Annotated in this window: 14 protein-coding genes and 1 tRNA gene; 8 read left to right on the top strand and 7 right to left on the bottom strand. The window is 64.4% G+C overall.

The window, feature by feature from the left end; all coding sequences use genetic code 11:
* The first annotated feature begins 8 nt into the window (after window positions 1-8).
* On the top strand, window positions 9-377 hold the full coding sequence (locus GOQ09_RS03215; RefSeq protein WP_157611851.1) for a hypothetical protein: 369 nt from the start codon (window positions 9-11) through the stop codon (window positions 375-377).
* A 27-nt stretch (window positions 378-404) separates the two neighbouring features.
* On the opposite strand, the gene GOQ09_RS03210 is transcribed toward GOQ09_RS03215, so the two are convergent.
* Complete coding sequence (locus GOQ09_RS03210; protein ID WP_157611850.1) at window positions 405-794, bottom strand: TraR/DksA family transcriptional regulator; 390 nt, start codon at window positions 792-794, stop codon at window positions 405-407.
* A 91-nt stretch (window positions 795-885) separates the two neighbouring features.
* On the opposite strand from GOQ09_RS03210, the gene GOQ09_RS03205 reads away from it, so the two are divergent.
* Window positions 886-2,268, top strand: coding sequence for a hypothetical protein (locus tag GOQ09_RS03205; RefSeq protein ID WP_157611849.1), 1,383 nt, complete (start codon window positions 886-888; stop codon window positions 2,266-2,268).
* Window positions 2,269-2,770: 502 nt separating this feature from the next.
* Window positions 2,771-3,460 carry a class I SAM-dependent methyltransferase gene (locus GOQ09_RS03200; protein WP_157611848.1) on the top strand — a complete coding sequence of 230 codons (690 nt, stop codon included), beginning with the start codon at window positions 2,771-2,773 and terminating at the stop codon, window positions 3,458-3,460.
* Between the two features lie 26 nt (window positions 3,461-3,486).
* Here the strand turns inward: GOQ09_RS03200 and GOQ09_RS03195 are convergent, their stop codons facing one another.
* From GOQ09_RS03195 to GOQ09_RS03170, 6 genes are all read right to left on the bottom strand, one after another.
* Window positions 3,487-4,293 (bottom strand): SDR family NAD(P)-dependent oxidoreductase, encoded by an 807-nt coding sequence (locus tag GOQ09_RS03195; RefSeq protein WP_242630972.1) that lies wholly within the window; start codon window positions 4,291-4,293, stop codon window positions 3,487-3,489.
* Between the two features lie 125 nt (window positions 4,294-4,418).
* Window positions 4,419-4,493 (bottom strand) — tRNA-Arg (locus GOQ09_RS03190).
* Between the two features lie 17 nt (window positions 4,494-4,510).
* Entirely contained in the window at window positions 4,511-4,897 is a 387-nt protein-coding gene (locus GOQ09_RS03185) for a DUF427 domain-containing protein (protein WP_157611846.1), read from the bottom strand.
* Between the two features lie 6 nt (window positions 4,898-4,903).
* Window positions 4,904-5,584 carry a dienelactone hydrolase family protein gene (locus GOQ09_RS03180; protein ID WP_431769309.1) on the bottom strand — a complete coding sequence of 227 codons (681 nt, stop codon included), beginning with the start codon at window positions 5,582-5,584 and terminating at the stop codon, window positions 4,904-4,906.
* A 258-nt stretch (window positions 5,585-5,842) separates the two neighbouring features.
* Window positions 5,843-7,075 carry a methyl-accepting chemotaxis protein gene (locus GOQ09_RS03175; RefSeq protein ID WP_157611844.1) on the bottom strand — a complete coding sequence of 411 codons (1,233 nt, stop codon included), beginning with the start codon at window positions 7,073-7,075 and terminating at the stop codon, window positions 5,843-5,845.
* A gap of 179 nt (window positions 7,076-7,254) precedes the next feature.
* Entirely contained in the window at window positions 7,255-7,653 is a 399-nt protein-coding gene (locus GOQ09_RS03170; protein ID WP_207309919.1) for a hypothetical protein, read from the bottom strand.
* 459 nt (window positions 7,654-8,112) lie between these two features.
* On the opposite strand from GOQ09_RS03170, the gene GOQ09_RS03165 reads away from it, so the two are divergent.
* From GOQ09_RS03165 to GOQ09_RS03145, 5 genes are all read left to right on the top strand, one after another.
* Entirely contained in the window at window positions 8,113-8,847 is a 735-nt protein-coding gene (locus GOQ09_RS03165) for a response regulator transcription factor (protein WP_157611842.1), read from the top strand.
* A 403-nt stretch (window positions 8,848-9,250) separates the two neighbouring features.
* Entirely contained in the window at window positions 9,251-11,557 is a 2,307-nt protein-coding gene (locus GOQ09_RS03160) for a CHASE2 domain-containing protein (protein WP_207309918.1), read from the top strand.
* 108 nt (window positions 11,558-11,665) lie between these two features.
* Complete coding sequence (locus GOQ09_RS03155; RefSeq protein ID WP_157611840.1) at window positions 11,666-12,025, top strand: hypothetical protein; 360 nt, start codon at window positions 11,666-11,668, stop codon at window positions 12,023-12,025.
* Between the two features lie 120 nt (window positions 12,026-12,145).
* Window positions 12,146-14,260, top strand: coding sequence for a TonB-dependent receptor (locus GOQ09_RS03150; RefSeq protein ID WP_207309917.1), 2,115 nt, complete (start codon window positions 12,146-12,148; stop codon window positions 14,258-14,260).
* Window positions 14,261-14,276: 16 nt separating this feature from the next.
* Window positions 14,277-15,818 (top strand): PepSY domain-containing protein, encoded by a 1,542-nt coding sequence (locus GOQ09_RS03145; RefSeq protein ID WP_157611839.1) that lies wholly within the window; start codon window positions 14,277-14,279, stop codon window positions 15,816-15,818.
* The last annotated feature ends 89 nt before the right edge of the window (window positions 15,819-15,907 follow it).

The following is a 15,907-nucleotide window of genomic DNA, read 5'->3' as shown; positions in this document are numbered from 1 at the left end:
GACTGGCCATGGCAATCTTCAGGGGCTCCAAGACATGGCTTGCGCTGCTGGCGGTTCCCGCCTTCGCGCTGCTCTACCAGACCCTGGCGTATGCCGCCGTTCCGCAAGCATGCGACCTGCAGAGCTTGTTTCTGCTGCATGCGCTGAGCTTTTCGGCCCTGTTGGGTTGCCTCGCGCCTACGTTGCTCTCGGCACACGAATGGCATCGCCTTGGCTCCGCGCCGCGCAGCGACCGCATCCTGGACAGCGACGCCGCAATGCCCGCCGTGCGCCAGCGCTTCATGGCCGCGGCTGCTACAGGAGTGGGTGCGCTTTTCACGCTCGTGGTGGCGGCGCAATGGTTTGCGGCATGGGTGCTGTCCCCCTGCCTCCATTGAGCGGGCGATGGCGCCCTCGCGCCCGGTTCAAAGGGCCGGCGGCAGGCGGATCTCGATCGGGTGCGTGCGCTCGTAGCGCTCCTGGCATTCGACGCAGCGGGCCGAGGCGGGCATGGCATTGAGCCTTTCGGCCGGGATCTGCGTGCCGCAGTCCACGCAGGTACCGAATTCGCCGGTGCGCAGCCGCTCCCTGGCGGCCTCGATGTCGCGGAGTTCGGCCACGTCGCGGTCCATTTCCGCATTGCGCAGCGCGCCGCGGAGCCGTTCCTCGGCGGCATCGACCGCATCAGGCACTTGCACGTGCGGCGTTCGGGTGGGCACCTCGGCTTCATCCGCCTTGGCGGTCCTCAATTCGGACTCGAGTTCGGCCGCCCGCTCGTCGAGCTTGCGGTGCCACCGTTCAGTGTTCTTCGTCATGTCGCAAGCATCGGCAAACCGCATGCCCGCGGCGGGGCTTCAGCAGGCATGCGATGCTCCACCCGAACTCGCGGCAAAAGCCTGAACTGAATTGCAGCACTCCGACACCTTTCTTCTGGCCGCCCTGCGCACCACGCCGCGCAGGTACCGCATGCCCTCCTTGCCGGCGGACGCGGGCGCGGCCGCGGCAAGCAGCACGGATGCGGCCCTGGCCTTTGCGATAGAAGCCGTTCGCATTGGGCAGGAGGAGCTTGGGGTGCCGCCGCCGGCTTCCGTCCGTTCGCTTTTCACCGAGGCCCTGGCGCAGCTGATCCGCAAGGCGCTGGCGCCTGAAGGCGGGGACTCGGCCTTTCAGGCGCTGGTGATGCAGGCGCAGGATGCAGAGGTTCGTGAACATGCGCAGCTGTCCAAACAACGCGAGGCCGACCAGCGTGCCATCAGGGCCGCGACGAATGCCTTCGCGCATCCGGGCAAGTTGCGGCACATGCCGGCCGATGAAGTGCGCGACGCACTGGCGCGGTTGCACGGCTTGGCGGCGACGGACTCGTGGGAAGAACTTGCGCGCGCCATCGAGCGTTTGCTTGACCTGGATCTCTTCGCACAGAAAAACTTGCAACCGGCGCTGCAAGCCATTCTTTCCAACCCTGCGTTGGAGCGGCTGGTGCTCGGCAACCGATTGCTGCACCTGGAGGCCGTGCAGCGCTACCAGGCACTTTGCGAACGCCAGGGGCCGACGGCCGGAAGCCACGCTGCCCTCACCAAGGGGAGAGCGTCGGCCCGCCGCGGTGAGGCTGCCGAGGAAACCGGCGTGCAGGCGTTCCGGAAGATCGCGGATGCGCTGAATCAGCATGAAAAAGGTGTTGCGAGCTATCGCGTCGTGCAAAGCCTTCGAAACCCTCCCGCTTTCCCGGGCGAGGCGAACAAGGCCAAGGAGGAATGGGACGCCGCCATTGTGCGCAGCAGCGCGGGCGACGGCGACGAACTCGTTCTCCTTGCAGAGATCAAGGCTTCTCCTGCGGCTGCCACGGCGGACTTATCGCGCCTGCTGCGCGGCTTGCGGCGGCTGGCGGAGGCAAGCCCCGAGGCAACCTATGCCTTTGCATCCGCCGATGGCGTCGCGCGCATTCATGGAGGGTCGCTGCAAAGGCTGCAGCCCGACGGCGACTCATTGCCGCCGCACGTGATCTATTGCTGCTCGGCACCGCCCGAAGCGCATCCGCCGGTGCTGAGCGCGGCAAGCAAGGCCGTGCTGCTTGGAGAGCCCGCGAGCCTCGCCTTCGCGCACCAGCTTCTTGCAGGCGAGCTGCCGTCGCCCGCTTCGCTCGAGCCCGTATGGAATGCGCTCATGTCAGAGCCTCGGCTTCGGGCTGCGCTGCATCAATACGACACGGCGCGAAAGGCGCGCGCGGCAATGCTGCACCCGGCCGATCTGCTGGCGTCCGTCGCCCAATGCCTGGAGGCCGCGGGCGGCTAGTGCTTTGCGGAGCGCTGCGCCGGAATGGCGAACGCGGCGCCCGGCGCGACATCGGGCACCGGGAGCCCCAGCAGGGTCGCGTCGCGAGCGAGCGAACGAACGGCTCGCGCCAGGACTTCAGGCGTCGCCGACGTTCACAGTCACCGTGCCGGTGCCGTCGCAGTCCGGACAGGGCCCATTACCGGCTTGCCCCGAGCCGCCGCAGCGCGGACAGATGCCCTCGGCAGTCTGTGAAGTGCCTGGCGGCGCCTCGTCGCCCTCGTGTTCCGCATGGCTCTTGTGGCCCTTGCGGGAGCGGGGAGATAAGGGAGATGGCGCAGGGTTGTTGATATTCTGGGTCATCGAAAAATCCTCGGCGTGCAATCGGTCTTTTGCCGTGCCAAGGCGCATCGAGGCAACCCGCATGCCCGCAAACCCTGCCGCACGCGCCGGGCACCGCGCTTGCCGTGTACCCCGGATGCGCAACCCGGCGGACCTCCGCCCACCCAGGAACTGAAAAAAGATGACGGAAAGCAGAGCACGACCCGGTGACCAAGGCGCGACGCGTGACGACGATCGCTCGCAACCGCAAGCACCGGTGTCGGAAGCCGGCGTCGCCCGCACCTACGACCGGCTCGCGCCGCTGTACGACACGTTATTCGGCCAGGTGCTGGAGCCCGGGCGCAAGCGCATGGCGGAGGTCGTTCGCATGCTGCAGCCGGCATCGCTGCTCGAAGTCGGCGTGGGCACTGGCTTGGCGCTGGCGGGCTATCCGCCCCAATGCAGGATCGTGGGCATCGATCTTTCGCATGACATGCTCGACCGCGCACGGGAACGCGCGGCCCATTTGCCGCAGCACGACATCAGCATCGAGCACATGAATGCCGAGCGCATGCGCTTTCCCGATGGCGCTTTCGACTGCGTGACCGTGCCTTACGTGCTGTCCGTGACGCCGCGGCCGGCCGAACTCGTGCGCGAAATCCGACGCGTGTGCAAGCCCGGCGGAACCATCGTAGTGCTCAACCACTTCAGCGGCAGCAAGCTGTGGTGGCTTCTGGAGCGCGCCGTTCGCTCGGCGGCCGAGCACGTGGGGTTTCGCTCCGACTTCAGGTACGACGAGCAGATACTTTCTCATGACTGGCAGGTGCTGAGCGTCGAGCCGGTCAACCTGTTCGGGCTTTCGAAGCTGGTGGTGCTGAACAACCGCCGCTAGCGCGGCGCACGGGCGCACTGCTCCCGTCACTGCTCCTGGTAGTTCCACAGCAACCCACCGTCCACGACCAGGCTGCTGCCGGTGATGTAGCTGGCATCGTCCGACGCCAGGAAGGCGACGGCGCCCGCCACATCGTCCGGCTCGCCCATGCGGCCGAGGGGAATCTGGCCGATGAGCCGCTGCAGCTTTTCAGGGTTGCCCAGCAGATCGGCGTTGATGGGCGTGCGAATTGCGCCCGGCGCAACATTGTTGACCGTGACGCCGAGCGGCGCGAGCTCGACTGCGATGTTTCGCATCAGCATCTTCAATCCGCCCTTGCTTGCGCAGTAGGCCGCGAAATTGGGAAAGGGCAGCTCCTCGTGCACCGAGCTGATGTTGATGATCCTGCCGGGCCGGCCTGTTGAAGCAAGCGCCTGGGCAAAGGCCTGCGTCAGGAAGAACGGACCTTTCAGGTTCACATCGAGCACGGCGTCGTAGTCTTCTTCGCTCACCGCGAGAAAGCCCGCGTGCCGCTCGATGCCTGCGTTGTTGACGAGGATGTCGATCGCCGCAAAACGCGCGAGCGCGCGTTGCATCAACTGCTCTACAGCGGCGGTGCCGGCAAGGTCCGCGGGAACGACTTCGCAGGCACGGCCCAAGGCGCCGATTTCTCCAGCGGTTTCGCGCGCACGTTCATCGTCGTGCCGCACATGCAGGACGATGTCCGCGCCTTCCTGTGCAAGCCGCAAGGCGATTCCCTTGCCGATGCCCTGCGCCGCGCCGGTGACCAGCGCGACCTTGCCATGCAACCGGGTGCCGGCAGCGCCTTGGGCTCCTGGATGCGGTGCTTTCACGGACGTGCCGGCTGATGACATAGGTCTCTTTCTCGAGGTCGGTGGCATGGGTACGGCAAGCGGGGTGCCCGGCCTCGCAACTCATGGGGCAGTTGCGAGTTGTGCGGCAAATCTTGCCGCACGGGTGGCCCCGCCGCCAGGAATCGAACCTGGATCTCGGCCTTCGGAGGGCCGCATTCTGTCCGTTGAACTACAGCGGGAGCGCTGTCCCATCGGCTCAGCTCTTCGGGCGGACATGGATCTCCGGGTACTTGTCGTCGTAGAACGCCATGCGCTCTTTCAGCGCCTGGTGTTCGTCGTATGGATCCTCGTACGCCCATACGGCGTCGTCGAGCTGCCGCTCGCCCAGGTTCAAGCTGTAGTAGCTCGCATGGCCCTTGAAGGGGCATTCGGTGGTGGTCTGCGAGTGCTTCAGCTTCCCCATGCGGACGTCGGCGCGCGGAAAGTAGTAGCGCACCGGCGACTTGTCCTCGACAACCTTGATGACATTTTTCGAGCTGGCGACGATGGCTCCTTCGACTTCGACCTCCATCGATTGTTCAACCGGCTCTTCGCGTACCTTGTGATCGGGCCACTTCTGATGCCCTGGTGACTTGCCGCTCATTTCGCGTTACTCCTTCGCGTTGTTCCTGGGTTGGTTGAGATGGCTCTTGAACCAGTCGCGAGCCAAGGTGGAAACTGCGCCGAGCGCGTCGGGCTCTTCGAACAGGTGTGTCGCACCCGGCACAAGGGACAGCCGCTTCTCGCAGCGCAGCGCCGCAATGGCCTGCCAGTTCATGTCGATCACCGGGCCGTCGTTGCCGCCGACGATCAACAGCGTGGGTGCGCGCACGCGCTCCAATGACGCGCCGGCCAGGTCCGGCCGGCCGCCGCGGGACACCACGGCATCGACCGCGTCGGGCCGCTGCGCCGCCGCAACCAGCGCGGCACCCGCCCCGGTGCTCGCGCCGAAGTAGCCGATTCTCAAGCGGGCGGTTTGCTCGTGGCTGCGCAGCCAATCGGTCAGGCCGACCAGCCGATCGGCCAACATGGCGATGTCGAAGCGCAGCTCGCGCGTGCGTTCGTCCTCGGCTTCTTCGTCGGGCGTCAGCAGGTCGACCAGCAGCGTGGCCAGCTTTGCCGCATTGAGGCTTTCGGCAACCTGGCGGTTGCGCGGGCTGAAGCGGCTGCTGCCACTGCCGTGCGCGAACAGCACGATGCCGCTGCAAGCGGCGGGCAGGCTCAGGTCCGCCTCGAGCGTGATGGAGGCGGAAGAAGAACGCAGTGGAACGCGGAGCGCATGCTGCTCCACGGGTCTGGATGCGGAGTCCAAGGCTACGCCCCCGCAGAAGAGATTTGCGAAGGGCGTGTTCGATGCGCGCCGGCAGCCGCTGGCATTCGGAACATCTCGACAGTCATTCGGTTTCCTTTGTGCGAGGGCTCGACGTCGTCCGCCGGCCCTGCAATCGGTCACCTTAATTTTTTGTCGCCGTTCTTCTGTAGGGTGATGCCCACATTCGCGTAGGCGCAGTGCAGCGTTGCATCTTGAAAGAAAGAGTGGCGCGTGGCGTCACTCAGCTGTGCGCCGGGCCAGCTGAACCAGGCGCACCGGCTGGGCAAGAGGCCGCACCTGCACAGGTGGTGCCGCCGCAGGTTCGTCATCCTCCTCGTCGAGCTTGAAGGTGGCCACCACCTGCGACAGGCTGCCCGCCTGCTCCTGCAGCGATTGCGCGGCGGCCGCGGCCTCCTCGATCAGCGCGGCGTTCTGCTGCGTCACCTGATCCATCTGCGCGATGGCCTGGTTGACCTGCTCGATCCCCTGGGCCTGCTCGTGGCTCGCCGCCGTGATCTCGCCGACGATGTCCGTCACGCGCTTCACGCTGCCCACGATCTCTTCCATGGTCTTGCCGGCTTCGCCGACCAGCGCGCTGCCCACGTCGACCTTGCCCACCGAGTCTTCGATGAGGCCCTTGATCTCCTTGGCGGCCGCGGCCGAGCGTTGCGCGAGATTGCGCACCTCGGAAGCGACTACGGCAAAGCCCCTGCCCTGCTCGCCGGCACGGGCGGCTTCCACTGCAGCATTGAGCGCGAGGATGTTGGTCTGGAACGCGATGCCGTCGATCACACCGATGATGTCGACGATCTTCTTGGACGAGGCATTGATCGAGGCCATGGTGTCGACCACCTGGTTGACCACGCCTCCACCCTTGACCGCAACCTCCGAGGCCGAGAGCGCCAGTTGATTTGCCTGTTTTGCGTTGTCGGCGTTCTGCTTGACGGTGGAGGTGAGCTCTTCCATCGAAGCCGCCGTCTCTTCGAGCGAGCTGGCCTGCTGCTCGGTGCGCGAAGACAGGTCGTGATTGCCCGCGGTGATCTGCCCGGACGCCACCACGATCGAGTCGGTCGATGCCTTGATGCGCGTCACCACGTCGGTCAGCGTGTCTTCCATCTCGCCCATGCCGCGCAGCAGCCGGCCGAAATCGCCGCCGCGCTCGGTTTCGAATTCCTTGCTGAGGTCGCCCGAGGCCACGGTCTCCGCGATGAAGATCGCTTCGGCGAGCGGTTGCATGATGCTGCGCGACAGCCAGATGCTGCCGCCGAGACCAGCCGCTAGCGCGGCGAGCCCGAAGCCCAGCATGAAGCTCCGTGTCGACTCGATACGGCCTGCGAGCTCCGGAGCGACGCCGCTGCCGGCAGCAATGTCGTGAAGACATGCAATGCCAATGGCAAGCCCCGTCGCCATCAACAGCAACACGATCCCGAATGCCATGCCCATCTGGGCACCGATCTTCCAATTGCGCATGTGCTTTTCCATGACGGCCGCCGACGCGGAGGCCAGGTATCCAGGGATATCGGCAGGCGCTCGAGGAAACTTGAGGGGTGGAATCTAGGGATAAACCCGCACGGCCCGCGAGCGCCAGCCGGATCGGTGTCGCCACGAAGTTCCACCGGCCCATTCCGAACACGAATCCATGGAACGAATCAAGCGATTTCGGTCGCCTTCGCCCACGTCCGGTTGAAGAACGACTCCCGTGTTTTATTGAACACGACGCTCGAGTGCAGGCCGACAGCGGACTCTATCCGCGTTGTCTTGCCAAAGTCGGCGCTGGAAACCCAGACCGTGTCCGGCGCCACGAGCACAACTTTGGCGTTGTTGTTGCTGTGCAGTGCGATGCGTATCTCGGGGAAGCGGCGCTTGAGCATCCGCGCTTCCTTCTGCGCTTCGACATTCGCAATGATGAAGATGTCTCGCGGGCGCTTACCCAAGGTTTGAGAAATGTATTCCGGGTCCGGAAGAGACCCGGTCATGATCAGGACGGGACCGGTGATGCGTGCAATTTGCGCCAGGCGCTTGTTCCACGTGCTTGTGCAGATGGACATCTTCGCGTCGTCGCAGGAAAACGCGAATCCAACACTGTCATCTCTGAAAATCATCTTATGCGCAACCCGTGTCAGAGCGTCAGCGGAGCGCAAAGCCCTGGCTCGGCCGCGTTGGTTTGCTGCGGGTTCCGCCTCGCTCGACTGATCTTTTTCATGACTGCCCGAAAACTGACCTGCAGGCCATCCAATGAACTCGGTGCGAGGCTAGAGAACCGACAAATGCCCGTCCAGACTTTTGACAATTGCTGAGCATCCCAAGCGGATCTCCGGAAGTTTTCGCCCTTTCGAGAAGCCCAGCATCCAGCACCGCTAACACGCGCGTTACCAACGCGCTCGGATTTGACAGTCTTTGAGTTTTGGTTTGCAGCTTGTAATTGGTTGCTCCCTAAAATTGCATCAGCAAGCGCCCAGCCGCGTGCGCCCTCCTGCATCCGCAACCCGATCGAAGTAACCGAAATCATGCGAATCGCAGCTCTTGACGACGATATTGACCAGCTTGACCTGATTAAGAGCACCCTGAAGGCGATGAACCATCATTGCCACGTCTTCACGGACGGTGCTGCATTGGTGAACGAACTGCGCCGCGAGTCCTTCGATTTGCTGGTGCTCGATTGGGAACTCCCCGATATGTCAGGGCTGGATATCGTGCGATGGGTGAGGGCCAATGTGAGGGAGCACATCCCGATCCTTTTCGTGACCAATCGGCGAGACGAGCGCGACATCGTCGAAGGCTTGATGCTTGGCGCAGACGACTTCATGAGCAAGCCAGTGGGCGTCGGTGAGCTGACCGCGCGTGTGCGAGCGCTGCTGCGCCGCTCCTATGCACAGGTTCGGACCGAAGAGGAAATCTGGGGTCGCTACCGGTTCGTTCCGGCCCTGACGCAGCTCGAGATCAACGGCAAGCCCCTGCAGCTGACGCAAAGGGAATTCGACCTAGCGCTCTTTCTGTTCCGAAATTCCGGCCGGCTGATTTCGCGCGGGCACATGCTGGAAACCATATGGAAAACCAACAATCCAGTTGGCACTGAGTTGATGTCGCGTTCGCTGGATACACATATTTCCCGGGTGAGAACGGTGTTGGGATTGCGACCGGAGAACGGCTTTCGATTGACCGCGGTCTACGGCCAAGGCTATCGCCTGGAGGCCGTCCCGGACCTTGGCGCAGACATTGGAAAGATGGCTTGCGCGGCCTGATTTCTCCATAGCACGAGTCGACTGGGAACCTCACCCCCCATCCAAGCCCCTGCAGCTCGCGTCTGAGCGACCGCAGCCGAATTGACGCAACAGCAGCACATCGCGCGTGGCACGCAGCTTGCAAAGCTGCCGTACAACCCTGAATCCTCCAGTCTTGCATACAAGACTGATGACCGAATTTGAACCAATCAGTCCCCATTGAGGTGCATTTCACGCACCGTTCCAGAATCCCACAGAGAGCCACCCAGGGAATGCCCGCGACCACGGGAGCTGAAGGCAGTTGAAAGCGCCAATACCCGAGTACCTCTGGCCGTATGCAGGCCTGGATATGCACGCACGCCGGTCTGGGCACTTCAATCCGAAGGCTCACGCCCGACACCGGTACAGGCGCTGGATCCGGTGGGTGGGTCTCGCGGGTTTCGCGCTCATGCTGGTTTTGGGACTGGATGCGTTGGGAGTCGTGCGACAGCCGAACCGCATCTGGCAGGACACGCTCGTCGCATTGCAAGGCCGCGATGTGCGCAAGAGCAGCGTGATCGTGGTGGCTGTCGATGAACGGAGTATTGCGGCGCTGGGAAGCTGGCCCTGGCGCCGGTCCACCCACGCCGCGTTGATCGAGCGCCTCACGAAAGACACGCCGCTTGCGATCGGCTTCGACATTCCGATCTCGGAATCGGATCCGCATTCTGTCGAAGACAGCAAGGCACTGGCGGCGGCCCTGGAGCAGAGTGGGAAGATCGTATTGCCGATCCAGATGTACGAAGGCAGCAGTCCACTGACCCTGCAACCTGGATGCCCTCTTGTGGCGAGTGCAAACCGCGTGGGGCTTGACCGCTTGCCTGTCGACGATGACGGCATCTTGCGCAAGATCTATCTGCGTGAAGGCCTGCGAGGATTCGAGATGGACCACTTCAGTCTCGCAGTGCTTCGCGTGGGCGACCCGACACGCTTCTCCAAGGATTTGCCAGGCAGTCCGGAAGGAGAGGACCACCTTCACACGCCGCCCTCCGGCAAGTGGCTCGATTGGGAGCGCTCGCACAAACTGATGGTGCCGTTCGCGGGACCGGCCGGGCACTTTCGGCGCATCTCGTACATCGATGTGCTCGCGGGGACGGTCCCGCCGGGCACGTTTCGCGGCAAGTATGTTTTAGTGGGCACCACCGCCGCGTCGCTGGGTGGCCTCTATGAAACGCCGGCGACCGACGACGCCGGCTTGATGCCGGGCGTTGAAGTCAACGCCAACATCCTGGAGAGCCTGCTGAACCGTCATGAAGTGACGAACGCTCCACTTTGGTTGAACACGGGCGTCAACACATCGGTTGTATTGCTTGCCTTTGTCGGCATGGCTGTTCTCGAACCGGTTTCCGCGTTGCTGATGACCGGCGCGCTGGCCTTGGCATTGCTGGTGGTCTCCGGAATCGGCACCGTTGCGTTCCGTTTGCAGTTCGCCCCCGCCGCAGGAATACTGGGCTTGGGCACGGCATACACCTTGTGGAGCTGGGGCCGACTGAACGCAGCGACAAGGTACCTGATTGAGGCGTCCGCACACTTGCGCGCAAGCGCGAGCATCGCGCAAGTGCCTGCGATGCGAATGCATTCGTCCGGCGACTTCCTCGACCGGCGCATCAAGGGACTTGCGGTTGCGGCACAGCACCTGCGCAACGTGCACCAGCTCGTGAGCGACAGTCTCGACAACCTGCCCGACGCGACGCTCGTATGCGGCAAGCACGGCGACATACGCTTGGCCAATGCCGCCGCGGCACGTTATTTCAACGCTGACTCGGCCGAAGCGTTGCAGAACTTGTCGATCGTTGAGCTCATGCGGCAGGTGCGCTCAGTCGACGACAACCAGCCTGTAGCCACGCCAGCCTCGTTGGCGCGCCACCCCCTTGCGGGCGCGGTGCAGGCACGGGATCAGGCAGACCGCGATCTGCTGGTGAAACATGCACCGTCGCTCAGCATTGATGGACAACATGCAGGGTGGATCTTCAGCCTTGTCGACGTGAGCGAAATGCGGCGGGCCCAGCGCCAGCATGACGATGCAATCCACTTTCTGAGCCACGACATTCGCGCGCCGCAGACAGCCATAGTCACCCTGCTTGAGCTCAATCGACACGACCCCGCCGCGATGACAGCGGCACAGTTTCGGGAGCGGATCGCCCGGCATGCGCACAAGGCCTTGGCACTGTCGGAGGGCTTCATCCAACTGGCACGTGCCCGGTCGCAGCCCTACCGGATTGAACTGCGCAACCTTCCGGCTCTTCTGAACGAATGCATCGACGACGCCTGGGAAGCGCATGCAAGCAATCAGATTCAGGTGGTGCTCGACCCAAGCAGCGCGACCAAAGCTTTCTGCCGCATCGACCGCGACCTGGTCTCGCGCGCAATCGACAACCTTCTGGACAACGCCATCAAACACTCTCCGCCCGGTTCGACGATCGGGTGCGCCATCGAGCTGCACGGGGATTGCTGGGCAGTCCGCATCCAAGACCAAGGGCCCGGCATCGCGGCGGATCGGCAAGCTACGGTCTTCGAGCCGTTTGAACGCGGTGACCATGGCGGCGGCCGGAGTCACGGCGCCGGGCTCGGCCTCGCATTCGTCAAGACTGTGGCTGCTCGCCACGGCGGGCGGGTCTCGCTCTATAGCGCCGAAGGGATGGGCTGCGTATTTCGGCTGTTTCTACCGAGAGCGCCTGGCAGCCGAGAGTGAAGTGCCACAGACATTCCGGTGTTGAGGAAATGCGGGCATCCCACTTGCCCGCGCGGAATTCCAAGAATCCGTTCCGACCAGTCTTTCACCTGACTCATAATCCAGCGCATGCCTGCCCTGCGTCATGTCCGCAATCTCGTCCGCTTCGTGCTGGCCTGGTTCGTGTTGTCGCTGGGCGTGGCAGTGGCATCGCCCATGGTCCATCCACAAGAGATGGAACTGGTGTGTTCGGCTGCAGGCGCCATCAAGGTCGTTGTGCAGACCGATGACGGCGCACGCGAGCTCGGCGCCAGTCACCTCGACTGCCCGATGTGCGTGCTGACCGGCGCGCCACCGCCCGCGGCGCAGGCGGGCGATCTCCCTGGCATCTTGCCGCTGGGCCACGCTGTCCAGTCGATTCCGGCTGCGCGTCTCGCCGCAGCCACCGCCGCGCCGTTGCCCGCGCGCGGCCCTCCCGCTCTCTGCTGACCCGATCGAGATTCCGACGCGCGTGACGCCTGCACCGGTCTTCTGACCCTTGCGGCGCACGCAGTCTCTTTCGTTTCCGCAGACAAGCCGGCACCCCGATGGGTGCCGCAGAGAGCATCCATGAAGAAGACCATTTTTCCGCTCGCGCTGGGCGCGGCGTTTCCCTGGCTGGCCACGCCGGCCCATGCCGCCGCCGAACAACAACCCGCGCTTCCCGTCGTGTCGGTCACTGCCACCCACGACAGCGGCCTTGGCGCGCCCGTCGCAACAGGTTCGAACCTGGGCATTACGCCATTCCAGACACCGGCGAGCGTGGGCACCATCACGCGCGAGCAACTCGAGCAGCGCGGTGATGCGAACGTCGTCGACGCCATCACGCGGTCGACCGGCATCAGCAGCCTGGCCCATCCCGGCAACGGAGGCTCCTCCCTGGCTGCACGCGGATTCACCGATTCGACCTCCGTGATGCGGCTGTACGACGGCACGCGCCAGTACGGCGGCGTCGGCGTGACCTTTCCGTTCGACACCTGGTCGATCGATCGCATCGAGGTTCTTCGTGGGCCGGCATCGGTCATCTACGGCGACGGCGCCATCGGTGGCGTGGTCAACGTGATCCCCAAGAAGGCCCGCCGCGGGCCGATCGAGAACGAGGTGCAGGCCACCATCGGAACCCACAACACGCAAAGACTGGCCTTCGGCAGCGGCGGGGCCATCAACGACAGGCTGTCGTACCGGCTGGATGTCAGCGGCGACCGCTCCGACGGCTGGGTGGACAGCGGCGATTCGCGCAACCGGACGTTCTCGGGCGCGGTTCAACTGGACGTCTCTCCCGAGTTCAGCCTGCGGCTCAGCCATGCCCAGGGCAGGCAGAACCCGATGCGCTATTTCGGAACACCGCTGATCAACGGACAGCAACTCCCAGCGCTGCGAGAGAAGAACTACAACGTGGGCGACAGCACCATCCAGTACCGGGACCACTGGACCGAGCTGGCGGCGCAATGGACGCCGAGCGCGGACACCACGGTGCGAAGCCGCCTCTACCGCATCGACAGCAAGCGCTACTGGCGCAACGCGGAGTCGTATGCCTACAACGTGCGAACAGGCCTGATCGACCGGTCCGGCAACACGCAGATCCGGCACGACCAGTCGCAAACGGGGAACACGACCGATGCGACTTTCAAGGGCACTCTGTTCGGCCTGAACAACCAGGCCTCCGTGGGGTTCGACATCAACTCGAGCTCATTCACGCACACGAACAACACCTACGTCGGCTCGTCGCCGTCCGTCGACCCACTGAATCCGATCCCCGGCTACTTCGTCAGCGCCGTGCCCTTCATTCCCCGCTACCGCAACGAGGCGAGGCAGTCGGCGGTGTTCGCGGAGAACCGGCTCGAACTGAGCGATCGATGGTCCCTGGTCGCGGGCCTGCGCCACGACCACGCGCGCCTATCGCGGCGCGATCTGGTGGCCGGCACGGCGGCGTTCGACAAGTCTTTCTCCCACACCGGGTGGCGCATCGGGACCGTGTTCGAGATCGTCCCGAACCTTGCGCTGTACGCGCAGTACGCAAAGGCCGCGGACCCGGTGAGCGGGCTGCTCATGCTGTCGCCGGCGAACAGCAAGTTCGATCTCTCCACGGGCAAGCAGGCCGAAGTCGGCGTGAAGCAGACGTTCTGGGACCAGCGCGGTGAATGGAGCCTGGCGGCGTACCACATCACCAAGAACAACCTGGTCACGCGCGACCCGAACAACCCGGCGCAGAGCATCCAGGTCGGCCAGCGCTCGTCGCGGGGACTCGAAGCCAACGTGTCAATGGCCTTCGCTTCCGGCTGGCAGTTGGATGCCAACGCGGCCGTGCTGCGCGCGCGGTACGACGACTTCTCGGAAACCGTGCGGGGCATTGCCGTTTCGCGTGCGGGGAATGTGCCGGCCGATGTGCCCGAGCGGCTTGCGAACGTGTGGGTGAGCTGGAACTTCCTGCCGAAATGGACGCTGAGTTCCGGCCTGCGCTACGTGGGCAAGCGGTATGCGAATAGCGCCAACACCTTGACGCTGCCCGCTTACACCACGACGGACCTGGCGCTCCGGTGGCAGGTCACGCCCGACACCACGGTGACCCTTCGCGGCTTCAATATCTTCAACAAGCGCTACTACACGACGGCGTACTACACCAACACGCAGTGGTTTGTCGGAGACGGGCGCCGCTTCGAGCTGACCGCCCATCACCGGTTCTGAGCACGGGAGCTTCAAGATGTCGCTGGGCAAGCGCATGAAGCGCCTGACCTATCTCGTCCACCGCTGGACGGGCGTAGGGGCATGCGTGCTGATGGCACTGTGGTTCGTGAGCGGTGTGGTCATGCTGTTCGTGGGTTATCCGAAGCTCACGCCGTGGGAGCGGATGCGGGCACTGCCCGCGCTCGATCCCGCGCGGTGCTGCGTGCCGGTCGACGTGGCGCTGCCCGCAGCTGGCGCAGGCGGACGCGCGCAGGAGGTCGTCCTGACCCGCGTGAGTGGAAGGCCGACCTACCGCGTCCGCACGGCCGAGGGCAAGTACCTGCTGGTGGACGCGGCCGAAGGAAAGCCGGTGCCACCGGCCGATGCCGGTTCGGCGCTGAACGCGGCGCGGCTCTTCGTCGGCGGCGGCCAAGGTGAATACGTGGGTCTCGTTCGGGAGGACCGGTGGACGCACTCGCGCGGCCTCGATGCACACCGCCCGCTGCACGTCGTCGAGATGGACGACGCGGCGCACACGCGGCTGTACGTTTCTTCCGCCACCGGCCAGGTCGTGATGGACGCACCGCACGCGCAGCGGATGTGGAACTACGTCGGCGCGTGGCTGCACTGGGCCTACATGTTCCGTGACCGGTCTGTCGACCCCGTCTGGAGCTGGACCGTGATCGTGCTGTCCGCTGTGTGCGTTCTGACCTCGGTCACCGGCACCGTGGCCGGCATCTGGCGCTGGCGCTTCAGTGGCCGCTACAAGTCCGGCTCGCGTTCTCCCTACCGCGAGTTCCATCTGCGTTGGCACCATGTGCTGGGGCTGGCCTTCGCGTCGATTGTCTTCACATGGATCTTCAGCGGCCTGATGTCGATGAACCCGGCAGGCATCTTCGATGCCAGGGGGCCCCGTCCTGACATGGCGCAGTACCGCGGAAATGTTCCCGGGGCGGCGCGGCTGGATATTCCGGTCGCACAGGCACTCAGGCTTCTGGAAGCCTCTCGCTTTGCTGCAAGCGAATTGGAATGGCGGGTCCTCGACGGCCGCCCGTTCATTCTTGCGCGCAATGCCGCCAACGACACTCGTTTGATCGTGCAGGAGAAGGATCGGTATCGTGTGCTCGACGGATGGCCTCGGGCGGACCTCGTGCATGCGGCGACGCGGCTGCTTGCTGCGCCCATCCTGACGCAGGAGGAGCTCGAGCGCTACGACGCGTACTACTACGAGAGAAAGCCCGAAGCGATGATGGGTGCCGCGGAGCGCGGTCTGCCGGTGGTGAAGCTTCGCTTCGGCGATCCTCACGACACCTGGGTGTACCTGGACGTGCGAACCGGAGACGTGGCGCTGAACGCGGACAGATCGCAGCGCGTGGGCCGATGGCTTTTCAGTTTCCTGCACAGCTGGGACCTGCCGGCGATGCTGCGCGCGTCAGCCCTGCGGGAGGCCGTGCTGATCGTCTTCAGCCTGGGAGGGCTGCTGGTCAGCGTGACGGGTATCGTGATCGGGTACCGGCGTGTGCTCACTTGGATCACGCACATTAAAAGTCGGTCTAGCTATTCGAGCCGGCAGCACTGAGTCTGGCGCCGATACAGGCCAAATGCTCGAGCCCGCGAGATCTGCACCTTCAGCGTCAAGGCCGACAGCCTCACCTCGAGCAATCGCAT

The organism is Variovorax paradoxus (genome assembly GCF_009755665.1).
GTDB classification, from domain to species: domain Bacteria; phylum Pseudomonadota; class Gammaproteobacteria; order Burkholderiales; family Burkholderiaceae_C; genus Variovorax; species Variovorax paradoxus_G.
The sequence above is the reverse complement of the archived record's forward strand: the minus strand, read 5'-3'. Positions and strand labels throughout refer to the sequence as shown.

What these genes read in the sequence shown, in the direction of transcription:
- GOQ09_RS03165 (WP_157611842.1), top strand. Translation starts at nt 8,113, where the DNA reads ATGCGAATCGCAGCTCTTGACGACGATATTGACCAGCTTGACCTGATT.
- GOQ09_RS03215 (WP_157611851.1), top strand. Translation starts at nt 9, where the DNA reads ATGGCAATCTTCAGGGGCTCCAAGACATGGCTTGCGCTGCTGGCGGTT.
- GOQ09_RS03170 (WP_207309919.1), bottom strand. Translation starts at nt 7,653, where the DNA reads ATGTCCATCTGCACAAGCACGTGGAACAAGCGCCTGGCGCAAATTGCA.
- GOQ09_RS03185 (WP_157611846.1), bottom strand. Translation starts at nt 4,897, where the DNA reads ATGAGCGGCAAGTCACCAGGGCATCAGAAGTGGCCCGATCACAAGGTA.
- GOQ09_RS03200 (WP_157611848.1), top strand. Translation starts at nt 2,771, where the DNA reads ATGACGGAAAGCAGAGCACGACCCGGTGACCAAGGCGCGACGCGTGAC.
- GOQ09_RS03210 (WP_157611850.1), bottom strand. Translation starts at nt 794, where the DNA reads ATGACGAAGAACACTGAACGGTGGCACCGCAAGCTCGACGAGCGGGCG.
- GOQ09_RS03175 (WP_157611844.1), bottom strand. Translation starts at nt 7,075, where the DNA reads ATGCGCAATTGGAAGATCGGTGCCCAGATGGGCATGGCATTCGGGATC.
- GOQ09_RS03150 (WP_207309917.1), top strand. Translation starts at nt 12,146, where the DNA reads ATGAAGAAGACCATTTTTCCGCTCGCGCTGGGCGCGGCGTTTCCCTGG.
- GOQ09_RS03145 (WP_157611839.1), top strand. Translation starts at nt 14,277, where the DNA reads ATGTCGCTGGGCAAGCGCATGAAGCGCCTGACCTATCTCGTCCACCGC.
- GOQ09_RS03155 (WP_157611840.1), top strand. Translation starts at nt 11,666, where the DNA reads ATGCCTGCCCTGCGTCATGTCCGCAATCTCGTCCGCTTCGTGCTGGCC.